This window comes from Arthrobacter sp. 05N428_2 (assembly GCF_056397065.1).
This window is the reverse complement of record NZ_JBFTMR010000006.1, coordinates 1-14,456: the sequence shown is the minus strand read 5'-3', so window position 1 is coordinate 14,456 and position 14,456 is coordinate 1. Positions and strand designations below refer to the sequence as shown.

The following is a 14,456-nucleotide window of genomic DNA, read 5'->3' as shown; positions in this document are numbered from 1 at the left end:
CTGGCTTGGAGCAGGCGCCTGCGGCTCAGCCCAGCGCCCTTGGGTGCGCTGCGGCATAGATTTCCCGCAGCGTGTCTGCCGTGACCAGCGTGTAGACCTGAGTGGTGGTCACGGAAGCGTGGCCCAGGAGCTCCTGTACGACGCGTACGTCCGCCCCGCCTTCGAGCAGATGGGTGGCGAAGGAGTGCCGCATCGTGTGGGGCGAGACGTCCTTGGTGATGTTGGCTTTCTCCGCCGCGGCCTTCAGGATGGTCCATGCGCTTTGCCGGCTGATGCGGCCGCCCCGTGCATTGAGGAACAGCGCGGGGGTGCCTTTGCCCTTGGCTCCCAGCAGCGGCCGGCCGCGAACCAGGTAGGCGTCCAAGGCCCGCGCGCCGAAGGATCCCAGCGGCACCAGCCGTTCCTTCGAGCCTTTGCCGAACAGTCGGACGATGGCGGGGCCCTCACTTCCGGGACCGGCGCTGCCGGGTTCCCCGTCCCCCTGCAGCGAGATATCGTCGACGTCCAGGCCGACGGCCTCGCTGATGCGTGCACCGGTGGAATAGAGGAACTCGAGCAGGGCCCTGTCACGGAGACCGGTGGCTGTGTCCGTCCCGACTGCTTCCAGGATGCGGGTGACCTCGTCGACCGTGATGGCCTTGGGCAGCCGTTTGCCCGGCATCGGCGGGTGTACGTCACTGGCAGGGTCGGTCGGGGTGACACCTTCCAGCGCCCAGAACTTGTGTAAGCCACGGACCGCGACGACGGTCCGGGCTGTCGAGCGCACGCCCAAGGCGGAGCCGCCGTCGGACCCATCGGCGAGGGCCTGGACGAAAGCAGTCACGTCGCGCCGGGTGATCTCTTCGGGGCGGCGTCGTCCGGCCGCGGCGAGATGCCGGGCGTAGCGGGCAAGGTCCCGCCGGTAGGCGGACAGGGTGTTGGCGGCGAGACCGCGCTCCACCCCCATGTGCTGGAGGTAGTCGGTCATCGCCCGGTCAACGGCGGTCGGTGGCCGGGCAGCCGACGGCTGGGCGGGAGCTCCGACTGCGGCCGGTTCGACGGCGGGCGGTTCGGCCGCCAGCAGCCCGGTCATCAGCGCTGGCTGGGGTGGGCCGGCCAGAGCGCGTCGCCCGGACGGAGGCCCCGGAAATCGTCGGCCCTGGCCGCGGCGGCGGCGAGGATCCCGACGACGGCGGATGGGTTGTGCAGGCGCCCTTCCAGCACTGCCCGGACCGCGTCGTCGAGCGGAATCCAGTGCAGTTCGATTTCGGCTTCCTCGTCGGTGCGGACGTGCAGTTCGTGGCCGGGGACGTCGCTCAAGTCCCGGGCCAGGTAGATGCGGATAGCTTCGCTGGAGGAACCAGGTGAATTGAAGAAGTCGGACAGCACGTCCCAGCGCCCAGCCACGAGATCGGCTTCCTCGGCGAGCTCCCGGGCCGCCCCAACAACGAAGTCCTCACCCTCGACATCAAGCAGTCCGGCCGGAATCTCCCAGAGGGCCATACCGACCGGGTGCCGGTATTGCTTGATCAGCAGGATCTCGCCGTCGTCGTTCATCGGGAGTACGGCCACGGCGCCGGGGTGGTCGATGTAGTCGCGGACCAGGGGCTCGCCGTCGTCGCTCAGCTGGAAGCTGTCGCTGACAACATCCCAGATCCGGCCTTGGTAGACCTTCTCCGAAGACAAAAGACGGCGCGGGCTCGGCTCATCCGAAACCTGCCGTGCAGCATTGGGGGTCTCAGGCTTACCGGGCATCGCGCCGTCCTTTGATTCAGTTGGTAGTTATTTGGACTCTACCGGAGCCGACTTGGCAGCAGCCTTGGCAGTCCCCGCTGGCTTGGCGGGGCCGTGCTGGTGGTCCAGGGCGGCCTTGACTAGTCCCGCGAACAGGGGATGCGGGCGGGTCGGCCGTGAGCTTAGCTCCGGGTGCGCCTGCGTGGCAACGTAGTACGGGTGGACTTCACGGGGAAGTTCCACGTACTCCACCAGCTTGCCGTCGGGTGAGGTTCCGGAGAACACCAGGCCCTGGGCGGCGATCTGCTCGCGGTACTTGTTGTTAACCTCGTAGCGGTGGCGGTGGCGTTCGCTGACCTTGGTGGTGCCGTACGTTTCGGCGATAACCGAGCCCTCGTCCAGCTTGGCTTCGTAGAGGCCCAGGCGCATGGTGCCGCCCAGGTCTCCCCTGCCCTCCACGATGTCGAGCTGCTCTTCCATCGTGGCGATGACCGGGTACTTGGAGTCCGGTTCGAATTCCGAGGAGGACGCTCCTTCGAGGCCAACCACGTTGCGGGCGTATTCAATCACCATGCACTGCAGGCCCAGGCACAGGCCGAGGACCGGGAGCTTGGTTTCGCGGGCGTATTTCAGGGCGCCGAGCTTGCCTTCGAGGCCGCGGATGCCGAAGCCGCCGGGAACACAGATCGCGTCCACGCCGTCCAGGGACTTGACCGCACCTTCGCGGGTTTCGCATTCGTCCGAAGGGACCCAGCGGATCTTGACCTTGGTGTTGTTCGCGAAGCCGCCGGCACGCAGCGCCTCGGTCACGGACAGGTAAGCGTCAGGCAGGTCGATGTACTTGCCCACGAGGGCAATCTCCACCTCGTGCTTGGGGTTGTGAACCGCGTCGAGGAGCTTGTCCCAGCTGGTCCAGTCGACATCCTTGAACGGCAGGTCGAGGGCGCGGACGATGTAGGAATCCAGGCCCTGGGAGTGCAGTGTCTTGGGGATGTCGTAGATGCTCGGTGCGTCCGGGCAACCGATGACGGCGTCGATGTCGACGTCGCACATCCGGCCGATCTTGTCGCGCATGGGCTGCGGGACTTCGCGGTCCGAACGGATCACAATCGCTTCGGGCTGGATACCGATGGAGCGGAGCGCGGCAACGGAGTGCTGCGTGGGCTTGGTTTTGAGCTCCTGCGAGGGACCGATGTACGGCACGAGTGAGACGTGCAGGAAGAACACATTTCCGCGGCCGATGTCCTGGCGGACCTGGCGGGCGGATTCGAGGAACGGCTGCGACTCGATGTCGCCTACCGTGCCGCCGATTTCGGTGATGATCACGTCGGGGGCGTTCTTCACCTCGGCCGGCAGCCGCATGCGGCGCTTGATTTCATCGGTGATGTGCGGGATGACCTGGACGGTATCGCCGAGGTACTCGCCGCGGCGTTCCTTGGCGATGACCGTGGAGTAGACCTGACCGGTCGTGACGTTGGCCGAACCCTCGAGGTTTTCATCGAGGAAGCGCTCGTAGTGGCCGATGTCGAGGTCCGTCTCGGCGCCGTCGTCGGTCACGAAGACTTCGCCGTGCTGGAAGGGGTTCATCGTGCCCGGATCCACGTTCAGATAGGGATCGAGCTTTTGCATTGTTACAGACAAGCCGCGTGCCCGCAGGAGGTGACCGAGGCTCGAAGCCGTCAGTCCCTTACCGAGCGAGGACGCCACACCACCGGTAACGAAGATGTGTTTGGTCGTCTTGGACGAGCCCGGAAACCGGGAATTTACACGGGAATTTGATCGCTGCACCACGGAATTCGAGCCTATCACCATTTCGGCCCTCCTAGCGTCGATTGATCATTGCCTCGACAAAACACCGCTGTGATCGTCATCCCAGTCCCGGCCCGGCCTGCGGCGGCCGAGCCCGTCCCGTCCCGTCCCGGCAACGACGACGGTCCCGGTTACGCCTGTTGCGGCAACAGCTTGGCGTCGTCCAGGAGCTCCTGGGCGTGTGCGCGGGCCGACTCGGAGTCCTCCTGCCCGGCCAGCATGCGGGCCAGCTCCCGGACCCGTTCGGCTTCGTCCAGCAGCTGGACGTCACTGGAGGTGAAGCCGGTCGCCGTCGACCCGCCCGCGCCGCGCACCGAGGTCTTGGTGACCCGGATGTGCTGGTCCGCGAACGCCGCCACTTGCGGCAGGTGCGTGACCACGAGGACCTGGACGTGCCGGGCCAGCATCGCCAGCCGGCGGCCAATTTCGACGGCCGCGCGGCCGCCCACGCCGGCGTCGACCTCGTCAAAGACGAACGTCGGGACGGGGTCGACGGCGGCGAGCACCACCTCGATGGCCAGCATCACGCGGGAGAGTTCGCCGCCGGAGGCCCCCTTGCCCAACGGCCGGGCCGGCGCGCCGGAGTGCGGCTGCAGGAGGAAGGAGATCTCGTCGGTTCCGAACGGGCCCAGTTGTTCGCCGGGGTCCACGTTGATCACCAAGGTGGCGTCAGCCATGGCCAGCGCGGTCAGTTCGGCGCTGACGCGGGCGGAGAGGTCCTTGGCGGCCTTCTTGCGTGTCTTGCTGATGGCGGCGGCCTGCTTGCGGAGGTCCGTCTCGGAGCGGGCGACCTCGGCTTCCAGCGCCTCGATCCGGGTGGAGTCGTCCTGGAGCTCGTCATAGCGCGCCCGGGCCTGCTCAGTCCAGACCAGTACCTCGTCGATGCTGGGCGCATACTTCCGCACGAGTTTCGCCAGCGCTGCCCGGCGGTCTTCGATCTCGGCAAGGCGTTCCGGGCCCTCGGTGTCGAGGGCGGCCTGGTAGCTCGCCAGTTCGCCGGCGATGTCGTTGAGCAGGAATCCGACCTCCGCCAGCCTGGCGGCGGCCGATCCCAATTCCTCGTCGTGTTCCGCGACGTGCTCCAGGGTCCGTTTCGCGGCGTCCACCAGTGTGGTGGCGTCGGCTTCCTCGCCGAATTCCTCGGAGATGAGGGCCTGATGGGCGGTGCTGGCGGCGATCCGCAGCTCCTCGACATTGGCAAGCTTGACGGCCTCGGCCTTGAGCGATTCATCCTCGCCCGGCTGCGGGTCGACGGCGTCGATCTCGGCCAGGGCGGCCTCAAGGGATTCGGCCTCGCGCAGCCGTTCGCGGGCGGCGCTGCGGAGCTCCTCCAGCTCCGCTTGGTTGGTCTTCCAGTGCGCGTGCAGCTCCTGGTAGGCGGCCAGCGCGCCGGCCAGGGACTCCCCCGCGAACTTGTCCAGGGCCTCGCGCTGGGCCAGCGGGCTCTTGAGCCTGATCTGGTCGGACTGCCCGTGGACTACCACCAGCGTCCCGCCGATCTCGGCGAGGACGCCGACCGGCGCCGCGCGGCCGCCGAGGTAGGCGCGGCTGCGCCCGTCGGCGCCGACGCTGCGGGCCAGCAGCAGTTCGGCGCCGCCGTCGAATTCTTCGACCTCGGCCCCCGCCTCACGCGCCCGGGTGACTGCGGCGTGGGCCGCGTCGAGCTTCAGCACCGCCTCGGCGGAGGCGCTCTTCGCGCCGCTCCGGACCGCGCCGGCGTCGGACCGCGCGCCGAGGAGGAGGCCGACGGCGGTGACCACCATAGTCTTGCCTGCGCCTGTTTCGCCGGTCACGACACTCAGGCCCGGGCCCAGCGGCAGTGTCGCATCGGTGATGACGCCGAGGTCGCGGATTCTCAGTTCTTCAAGCATGGGTCACTTCACAGTCGAGGGATCGGTCGGTGCGCCGGGGTCCGCGGAAGGCGGCTCCGCGAGTGGCGGCTCCGCGGACGGCTCCGCGTGCCGCGGAGGAGTGGGCAGGCCGCGGCTGGGCCGCAGGGTGCGCACCACCGGCACAGGCCCGGTGTGGATGGCGTCGGTTTGCGGCACCGGGCCGCGCCAGCCTTGGATGGGCAGCTCGAACTTGCGGACCAGGCGGCCGGAGAACGGGGTCTGGTGGGTGCGTGCCAGCCGGACCRGGGTGGCGGAGCGGGTGACTTCCACGCGGGCGCCGGGCGGCAGATCCACGGAACGCCGGCCGTCGCACCAGAGCACGCCCTGAGCATCGGTCCGGTTGAGGATCTCGACAGCGAGCCGGGACCTAGGCGAGACTACCAGCGGCTTGGCGAAAAGGGCGTGGGCACTGATCGGCACGATCAGCAATGCCTCGACCTCCGGCCACACCACGGGGCCGCCGGCGGAGAACGCGTAGGCGGTGGAGCCGGTGGGGGTAGCGAGGACCACCCCGTCGCAGCCGAAGGACGTAAGCGGGCGTTCGTCGACTTCGGTGACTACCTCAAGCATCCGTTCCCGGTTGCCCTTCTCGATGGCCGCCTCGTTCAGCGCCCAGGTGTGCCAGATCTTCTGGCCGCGGACCCACACCTGCACATCGATGGTCATCCGCTCCTCCACCGTGTACTGGCGGCTGGCGACCCATTCGACCGTCTGGGCCAGGTCCGCCCGCTCGCTTTCCGCGAGGAAGCCGACATGGCCGAGGTTGACGCCGAGCAGCGGCACGTCGACTTCGCGCACCAGCTCCGCTGCGCGCAGGATCGTGCCGTCGCCGCCCAGCACCATGACCAGTTCGACGTCGGGCAGTTTGACGTGGTCGTGCAGGACCTCGACGGGCTGGTCCAGTTGCCCGAAGAACCGGACCATGTCGCCGAGCTCGGATTTTTGCATCACGGGAACTATGCCGGAGGCATGCAGCTGGGCGCACGCTTCCCAGGCGGCCTTGAGGGACTCCTCACGGCCGGTGTGGGCAAGGATGAGGACACGCCTGCTCATCGGGTTCCGCCTCCTGGTGCTTCTTGTGCTGCTCTTGCTTGTGGTAGTACTTCCACTGCTAGGTCCAGATCGTGCCGAGTAACGCGGCAACCGCCGCGTCCCGCTCCTCGATCTTAGGCAGGTCTGTCCGGTTCCCGCGTTTTATCCACAGAAAGTACTCGACGTTTCCGTCCTGGCCGGGCAGCGGGCTCTCCGCCAGACCATGCAGGTCCAGGCCTGCATCCATTGCCGCGGCTGCCACCTTGGCGACCGCCAGCCGGCGTTCCCGTTCGGAGCTGACCACCCCGGTGCGGCCCAGCCGGTCCTTGCCGATTTCGAACTGCGGCTTGACCATCAGCACCAGGTCCCCGCCGGGCTCGGTACAAGCCGCGAGGGGCGCCACCACGAGGGTCAGCGAGATGAACGACAGGTCCGCCACGGTCAGTGCGGCCGGGCCGCCGATCTCTTCCGCGGTCATGTAGCGCACGTTCAGGCCTTCGTAGACTGAGACCCGCGTGTCGTTCCGGATTTGCGGCACCAGCTGGTCATGCCCGACGTCGACGGCCACCACATGAGCTGCGCCGCGCCGGAGCAGCACCTCGGTGAAGCCGCCGGTGGAGGCGCCCGCGTCGAGGCAGCGTTTGCCGGAAACCTCGACGGCGGGAAAGGCGTCCAGCGCGCCCGCGAGCTTGTGGGCCGCCCGACTGACGTAGTCATCCTCGCGCGTGGCCGCGACGTCCAAGACCATGCCGTCCTGTACCTGCAAGGAGGCCTTGGCCAGCACTTCTCCACCGGAGCTGACCTTTCCCTCGCCGATCAGGCGCGCAGCGTGGGTGCGGGACCTCGCCAGACCGCGGCTGACGAGGGCCTGATCAAGCCTGGTCATGGGCGGGGATCCCCCGCAGGCTGGCCGGCCACGTCCTCGTTGAGGGCTTCGACCAAGCCGTCGTGCAGGCCGGCATAGACCTCGCCGTGGGCCGACACCGGCAACCCCGACAGGCTGGCGAGGCGACTGAGTAAATTCTCGATAGCGGGATCGTCGATGGCGGCATCGTCGGTCGGCGTCGGCCAATCAACCCGGGCGTCAGCGCTGTTCGGTTCCGCGTCAGGGGCAAGAATCTGCTCGGTCATGCTCTCCAGTCTAGTGATTGAGCCACTCGAGACCGGGCGGCCGTGCGGTTTCCGTCTCGGGGTTGGCAGCCCACCAGGCGGCGCAGGCTGCACGCCACGAGTCGAGATCCGCGGGGGCACCGCTAACGCGAACGGTGTCCCCGTGCACCTCCGCCGTGGCGGCGCCGCAACGGAACCGGCCGTCGCCGTCGTGCTCCACCGTCGGGTACGGCCGGTAGAGATCGGTGAGGTCATTGATCAGGAAGGTGGGCCGTTCCCGAGTGCGGGCGGCGAGGATGGTCTCCCTCGTGTCGACCCCGGTCAGCACGGCCACGGTGGCAAAGCCGGCATTGGTGCCGCCGAGGATGTCCGTATCGAGCCGGTCGCCGACGACGAGCGGGCGCTCGGCGGCCAATCTCTTGGCGGCGGCATGGAACAGCGGGGCCTCGGGTTTGCCCGCCACGAGGGGCTCCCGCCCGGTGGCCGCGGTGACGGCGGCGACCAGTGTGCCGTTGCCCGGCGCCATGCCGCGGGCCTGCGGGATGGTCAGGTCCGTGTTGGTGGCGACCCACACGGCGCCGGCCGCGACGACGTAGGACGCCTCCGCGAGGTCCTTCCAGCCCAGATCGGGGTGGAAGCCCTGCACGACGGCGACGGGGTCGTCGGCCTCGCTTCGGACCGGCACCAGACCTGCGATTTCGATTTCGCGGGCCAGCGCGTCGCCTCCGGTGATCAGGACGCGGGCGCCGGCGGGCAGCAGGGAAACCAGCAGTTCAGCGGCGGCCTGCGGCGAACTGACCACCTGCTGTTCCTCGGCCGGAGCGCCGAGCTCGCGCAGGTGCTGCGCGACCTCGGCGGGCGTCCGCGAGGCGTTGTTCGTCACGTAGCCCAACCCGACGCCGATTTCGGCGAGCCGTTTCAGCGATTCCACCGCGCCGGGAATGGCGTGTGGACCCGCGTAAACGACGCCGTCCAAATCGGCGAGGAGCGCGTCGAACCCGGAAATCAGCTCAGCTTCGGCCATGACTGGGCTAGTCCTCGGCGCGTTCCGGCGCGCTGGACTCATCAGCGTGGGCGTCTTCCGCGTGCCGGTCCTCCGCTTCCAGCTCGTCAGTTTCGACCGAATCCTGATCGGACTCGGCGTCGTCGGACTCGAAGAAGTCGGTTTCCTCGTCGTCGGAGCCGGCTTCAAGATCGTGCCCGGCGGACTGCGGTTCAGCGGCCTCGGGGAGCCCGGCTACCGATTCGGCGCTGGCAGCCCGAGGGGCCTGCTCCGCCGCCGAAGCCGCGGCCTGCTGGGCGGCCTGCTCCTGAAGAACCCGGCGCCGCTGCTGTTCCTCGCGGGCTTCCTCTTCCTCGTCCCAGCCAAGGTCAATAATGTCCGGCTCTTCGTCGACGTTCATGCCCAGGGCGTTCTGGGCAACGACGGCTTGACGCTGCCATTTCCCGGCTTCGGCTTCGCGGCCAGCTGCCGTCAGGGCATCGCCGTAGGCGCGGAACAGCCGCGGGCTGTACGAAAAGGCGCGGTTGATGTCCAGTTGCGCGATTTCCAACTCGGAGACGGCGGCATCGAACTGGCCCAGGTCGGTACGCGCGCCGGCGGCGACGATGGCCAGTTCCACCTTGCCCGGAGCATCGAGGTCCTTGGCTTCTTCGGAGCGGGCGACGTCCAGGGCCCGGTCCGGGCGGCCGAGGCCACGCTCGCAGTCCGCCATGACCGGCAGATGCATGTTGGAGCCACTGATCCGGCGGTACGTCCGGAATTCGCGCAGCGCCTCGCCGTAGTGCCCCGCCGCGTACGCGGTCAGGCCGACTGCTTCCCGGACCGCCGCGAGGCGGCCGCCGCGCCGGCTGGCGGCCAGGGCGTGTTGGAAGGCGAGTTCCGGCTCGTCGTCAATCAGGCGGCCGGCCATGACGAGGTGGCGTGCCACCCATTCGGCGCTGTTATCTTCGAGCGTCTTGATCTGGTGCTGCGTGGCGCGGTCGAGTTCCTTGCCCGTGACGTCCTCGTCAATCTGGGGTGAACGCTCGCGGTCGGGTCGGTTGGCGCTGCGCAGGTCCCGGGCGTTCGGCTCGCGGACGGGACGGTCCTCGGGGCGGTCGCGGCCGAACTGGCGGGGACCGGAGTCTCCGCGGTCGAAGCTGCGGGCCGGCCGGTCCTCGCGGCTGCCGAAAGGCTTGCGGTTGTCACCACCGCTGAAGGGCTTGCGATCGCGGTCACCGCCACCAAAGCTGCGACGCTCTCCACCCTCACGCGAGGGACGATCGCCAAACGGCTTACGCTCGCGATCGCCGCCACCACCGAACGGCTTACGATCACGGTCACCGCCACCGAACGGCTTACGGTCACGGTCACCGAAACTGCGACGCTCTCCACCGTCACGTGAGGGACGGTCACCAAACGGCTTACGGTCGCGGTCACCGCCACCACTGAACGGCTTACGATCACGGCCACCACTACCAAAGCTGCGTGGCTCTCCACCCTCACGCGAGGGACGATCACCAAACGGCTTACGATCACGGTCGCCACCACCACTGAACGGCTTACGGTCACGATCACCACCACCACTGAACGGCTTACGATCACGATCACCACCACCACTGAACGGCTTACGATCACCATCACCACCACCACTGAACGGCTTACGATCACGATCACCACCACCACTGAACGGCTTACGATCACGATCACCACCGAAACTGCGACGCTCGCCACCCTCACGCGACGGACGATCACCAAACGGCTTACGATCTGAATCCCGCGAGGTACGATCACCGTCGCTGGGCTTACGATCACGATCATTGAACGGCGGCCTCGATCCGCCCGAACGGTCATCCCTGCCGCGGAAGCCTCGAGGGTCGCCGCCCGAGTTGTTGGTCCCGCGGAACCCCCCGCCCCCGGAATTACGTCCGCCGCCGAAGTTGCCGCGGTCATTGCCGCCGCGGTTACCGTCGTTATGCTCAGCCATGGTGGATTCCTCCTGTTATGAGCTGACCACTGGCGCAATCGCAGCCGCTCTGTTTTCGTGTTTCGTTCGCTACGCAACCCGAAATCAAGGCGCTTCGAAGTCCGTACATCTCATCCAATTCTAGGCGAGTCGCCCGCACCGGGCTAACAGCACCAGGGCCCACAGCTTTCACGGTGTCAATCCTCACAGGGAGCATCGCGTCGTCAGCGGGTCCCCTTCCCGACGGTGCCGCGGGAGCGTCATCGGAATGTGCGCTGGTTGTGCGGGGGCGTCCGGGTGGTGGTGGGGGTTAAAGGGGGAGAGCCTCCAACCTGGTGGTTGGAGGCTCTCGACCTAATAGATGTCCGGCGGTGACCTACTCTCCCACACCCTCCCGGGTGCAGTACCATCGGCGCTGTGGGTCTTAGCTTCCGGGTTCGGGATGGGACCGGGCGTTTCCCCCACGCTATGACCGCCGTAACCCTGTGTCCGCACCCCCGTAGCGGGTTTGTTGTTTGGGAACCACATAGTGGACGCAAGCAGTCTTGTTTCTTTGTACCACCCCGGTGGTGCGAACCCCTTTTGAAGTTGGGTTTGCGGGGGTGGTGTGTGGTGTAAGTTATCGGCCTATTAGTACCGGTCAGCTTCACGAGTCGTTAGTCCTCGCTTCCACATCCGGCCTATCAACCCAGTGGTCTGGCTGGGGGCCTCTCACACACRAGGTGTATGGAAATCTCATCTCGAAGCGAGCTTCCCGCTTAGATGCTTTCAGCGGTTATCCCATCCGAACGTAGCTAATCAGCGGTGCACTTGGCAGTACAACTGACACACCAGAGGTTCGTCCGTCCCGGTCCTCTCGTACTAAGGACAGCCCTTCTCAAATTTCCTGCGCGCGCAGCGGATAGGGACCGAACTGTCTCACGACGTTCTAAACCCAGCTCGCGTACCGCTTTAATGGGCGAACAGCCCAACCCTTGGGACCTACTCCAGCCCCAGGATGCGACGAGCCGACATCGAGGTGCCAAACCATGCCGTCGATATGGACTCTTGGGCAAGATCAGCCTGTTATCCCCGAGGTACCTTTTATCCGTTGAGCGACGGCCATTCCACAATGTACCGCCGGATCACTAGTCCCGACTTTCGTCCCTGCTCGAGATGTCTCTCTCACAGTCAAGCTCCCTTGTGCACTTACACTCGACACCTGATTGCCAACCAGGCTGAGGGAACCTTTGGGCGCCTCCGTTACTTTTTAGGAGGCAACCGCCCCAGTTAAACTACCCATCAGGCACTGTCCCTGACCCGGATTACGGGCCGAAGTTAGATGTCCAAAGTGACCAGAGTGGTATTTCAACGATGACTCCACCCGGACTGGCGTCCGGGCTTCCACGTCTCCCACCTATCCTACACAAGCCACTCCGAACACCAATACCAAACTATAGTAAAGGTCTCGGGGTCTTTCCGTCCTGCTGCGCGTAACGAGCATCTTTACTCGTACTGCAATTTCGCCGAGTTTATGGTTGAGACAGCGGGGAAGTCGTTACTCCATTCGTGCAGGTCGGAACTTACCCGACAAGGAATTTCGCTACCTTAGGATGGTTATAGTTACCACCGCCGTTTACTGGGGCTTAAATTCTCAGCTTCGCCTTGCGGCTAACCGGTCCTCTTAACCTTCCAGCACCGGGCAGGAGTCAGTCCGTATACATCGTCTTGCGACTTCGCACGGACCTGTGTTTTTAGTAAACAGTCGCTTCCCCCTGGTCTCTGCGGCCCCTGCACGCTCCGGACAGCTAGTGTCCATCACGATGGGGGCCCCCCTTCTCCCGAAGTTACGGGGGCATTTTGCCGAGTTCCTTAACCATAATTCTCTCGATCGCCTTAGTATTCTCTACCTGATCACCTGTGTCGGTTTGGGGTACGGGCGGCTAAAACCTCGCGTCGATGCTTTTCTCGGCAGCATAGGATCACCGGATCCCCCCGTACGGGGGTCCCATCGGGTCTCAGGCATCATGAACGGCGGATTTGCCTACCGTTCGCCCTACATCCTTAGACCGGGGCAACCATCGCCCGGCCCGGCTACCTTCCTGCGTCACACCTGTTAATACGCTTGCCTCCCGGGATCAGGTCCCGCGCTCCACCAAAACCCTCCACCCACAAGGGGTGTCGGGCAGGTCTCGGGCGGTTAGTATCCCCCGTTCAACATGGGCGGTTTTTCGCCGGTACGGGAATATCAACCCGTTGTCCATCGACTACGCCTGTCGGCCTCGCCTTAGGTCCCGACTTACCCAGGGCAGATTAGCTTGACCCTGGAACCCTTGATCATTCGGCGGACGGGTTTCTCACCCGTCTTTCGCTACTCATGCCTGCATTCTCACTCGTGTAGGCTCCACCGCTGGTTTACACCGCGACTTCACCGCCCACACGACGCTCCCCTACCACTCCGGACGCCTGAACCACAAGGGCTTGGCTATTATCCGAAATCCACAACTTCGGCGGTGTACTTGAGCCCCGCTACATTGTCGGCGCGGAATCACTTGACCAGTGAGCTATTACGCACTCTTTTAAGGATGGCTGCTTCTAAGCCAACCTCCTGGTTGTCTTCGCAACTCCACATCCTTTCCCACTTAGCACACGCTTAGGGGCCTTAGTTGGTGGTCTGGGCTGTTTCCCTCTCGACTATGAAGCTTATCCCCCACAGTCTCACTGCTGCGCTCTCACTTACCGGCATTCGGAGTTTGGCTGACGTCAGTAACCTTGTAGGGCCCATTAGCCATCCAGTAGCTCTACCTCCGGTAAGAAACACGCAACGCTGCACCTAAATGCATTTCGGGGAGAACCAGCTATCACGAAGTTTGATTGGCCTTTCACCCCTACCCACAGCTCATCCCCTCCATTTTCAACTGAAGTGGGTTCGGTCCTCCACGACGTCTTACCGTCGCTTCAACCTGGCCATGGGTAGATCACTTCGCTTCGGGTCTAGATCACGCCACTGCAACGCCCTGTTCAGACTCGCTTTCGCTACGGCTTCCCCACACGGGTTAACCTCGCGACGTAACACTAACTCGCAGGCTCATTCTTCAAAAGGCACGCCGTCACAACTACACAGCAAGCTGCGGTTGCTCCGACGGATTGTAAGCACACGGTTTCAGGTACTGTTTCACTCCCCTCCCGGGGTACTTTTCACCTTTCCCTCACGGTACTGGTCCGCTATCGGTCATTAGGGAGTATTTAGGCTTATCAGGTGGTCCTGACAGATTCGCACGGGATTTCTCGGGCCCCGTGCTACTTGGGATACTCTCACAGGCGGCATGACACATTTCGGTTACGGGGCTCACACCCTCTCTGGCCGGCCTTTCAAGACCGTTCACCTATGCCCATACACTCACCCCACTGTCCCGGCAGAGACAGAACGGAAAGTCCCACAACCCCGCCCATGCAACGCCCGCCGGCTATCACACATGGAACGGTTTAGCCTGATCCGCGTTCGCTCGCCACTACTAACGGAATCACTATTGTTTTCTCTTCCTGCGGGTACTGAGATGTTTCACTTCCCCGCGTTCCCCCCACGCACCCTATGTGTTCAGATGCGGGTCACCAGGTAACTCGCGCCCCTGGCGGGGTTTCCCCATTCGGACACCCTGGGATCACAGTCCGGTTATCGACTCCCCCAGGCTTATCGCAGATTCCTACGTCCTTCTTCGGCTCCTAATGCCAAGGCATCCACCGTGTGCTCTTAAAAACTTGACCACAAAAGATCAAGGAGTAATTTTCGAGAAAACCATGGAACCAGACCGCAACCAACCACCACCCAAAAGCGGCAGCACAATCACGGATCAGATCCAGGTTCATATTCTTGGAAATTGCTTCTTATAAAAGATGCTCGCGTCCACTATGTAGTTCTCAAACAACAACCCCACACCACACACCCCACACCCCCACACCACACACCCCACAC

At 64.9% G+C, this 14,456-nt stretch carries 9 protein-coding genes and 2 rRNA genes; all 11 read right to left on the bottom strand.

The features are described 5' to 3' along the window. Positions 1-25: 25 nt before the first annotated feature. Positions 26-967 (bottom strand): site-specific tyrosine recombinase XerD, encoded by a 942-nt coding sequence (gene xerD, locus AC1DGI_RS08345; RefSeq protein ID WP_441402458.1) that lies wholly within the window; start codon positions 965-967, stop codon positions 26-28. Between the two features lie 104 nt (positions 968-1,071). Further along, entirely contained in the window at positions 1,072-1,734 is a 663-nt protein-coding gene (locus AC1DGI_RS08340; RefSeq protein WP_476898436.1) for an NUDIX domain-containing protein, read from the bottom strand. Positions 1,735-1,761: 27 nt separating this feature from the next. After that, positions 1,762-3,522 (bottom strand): CTP synthase, encoded by a 1,761-nt coding sequence (locus AC1DGI_RS08335; protein ID WP_441402459.1) that lies wholly within the window; start codon positions 3,520-3,522, stop codon positions 1,762-1,764. A 131-nt stretch (positions 3,523-3,653) separates the two neighbouring features. Next, the gene (recN, locus tag AC1DGI_RS08330) at positions 3,654-5,393 is read right to left on the bottom strand and encodes a DNA repair protein RecN (protein ID WP_476898435.1); all 1,740 of its coding nucleotides are present in this window, start codon (positions 5,391-5,393) and stop codon (positions 3,654-3,656) included. A gap of 3 nt (positions 5,394-5,396) precedes the next feature. Continuing rightward, positions 5,397-6,467 carry an NAD kinase gene (locus AC1DGI_RS08325; RefSeq protein ID WP_476898434.1) on the bottom strand — a complete coding sequence of 357 codons (1,071 nt, stop codon included), beginning with the start codon at positions 6,465-6,467 and terminating at the stop codon, positions 5,397-5,399. 58 nt (positions 6,468-6,525) lie between these two features. Continuing rightward, the gene (locus AC1DGI_RS08320) at positions 6,526-7,332 is read right to left on the bottom strand and encodes a TlyA family RNA methyltransferase (RefSeq protein WP_476898433.1); all 807 of its coding nucleotides are present in this window, start codon (positions 7,330-7,332) and stop codon (positions 6,526-6,528) included. Further along, positions 7,329-7,577 (bottom strand): hypothetical protein, encoded by a 249-nt coding sequence (locus AC1DGI_RS08315; protein ID WP_476898432.1) that lies wholly within the window; start codon positions 7,575-7,577, stop codon positions 7,329-7,331. The genes AC1DGI_RS08320 and AC1DGI_RS08315 overlap by 4 nt, the downstream gene beginning before the upstream one ends. A gap of 10 nt (positions 7,578-7,587) precedes the next feature. Then, a complete protein-coding gene (locus tag AC1DGI_RS08310; protein WP_476898431.1) occupies positions 7,588-8,580 on the bottom strand; it encodes an HAD-IIA family hydrolase in 993 nt (330 codons plus the stop codon). Between the two features lie 7 nt (positions 8,581-8,587). Beyond that, entirely contained in the window at positions 8,588-10,525 is a 1,938-nt protein-coding gene (locus AC1DGI_RS08305; protein ID WP_476898430.1) for a tetratricopeptide repeat protein, read from the bottom strand. A gap of 342 nt (positions 10,526-10,867) precedes the next feature. Then, positions 10,868-10,984: ribosomal RNA gene (rrf, locus tag AC1DGI_RS08300) — 5S ribosomal RNA — on the bottom strand. Between the two features lie 129 nt (positions 10,985-11,113). Beyond that, a 23S ribosomal RNA gene (locus AC1DGI_RS08295) occupies positions 11,114-14,248 on the bottom strand. Positions 14,249-14,456: the final 208 nt, after the last annotated feature.

What these genes read in the sequence shown, in the direction of transcription:
- recN (WP_476898435.1), bottom strand. Translation starts at nt 5,393, where the DNA reads ATGCTTGAAGAACTGAGAATCCGCGACCTCGGCGTCATCACCGATGCG.
- AC1DGI_RS08320 (WP_476898433.1), bottom strand. Translation starts at nt 7,332, where the DNA reads ATGACCAGGCTTGATCAGGCCCTCGTCAGCCGCGGTCTGGCGAGGTCC.
- AC1DGI_RS08340 (WP_476898436.1), bottom strand. Translation starts at nt 1,734, where the DNA reads ATGCCCGGTAAGCCTGAGACCCCCAATGCTGCACGGCAGGTTTCGGAT.
- xerD (WP_441402458.1), bottom strand. Translation starts at nt 967, where the DNA reads ATGACCGACTACCTCCAGCACATGGGGGTGGAGCGCGGTCTCGCCGCC.
- AC1DGI_RS08315 (WP_476898432.1), bottom strand. Translation starts at nt 7,577, where the DNA reads ATGACCGAGCAGATTCTTGCCCCTGACGCGGAACCGAACAGCGCTGAC.
- AC1DGI_RS08310 (WP_476898431.1), bottom strand. Translation starts at nt 8,580, where the DNA reads ATGGCCGAAGCTGAGCTGATTTCCGGGTTCGACGCGCTCCTCGCCGAT.
- AC1DGI_RS08305 (WP_476898430.1), bottom strand. Translation starts at nt 10,525, where the DNA reads ATGGCTGAGCATAACGACGGTAACCGCGGCGGCAATGACCGCGGCAAC.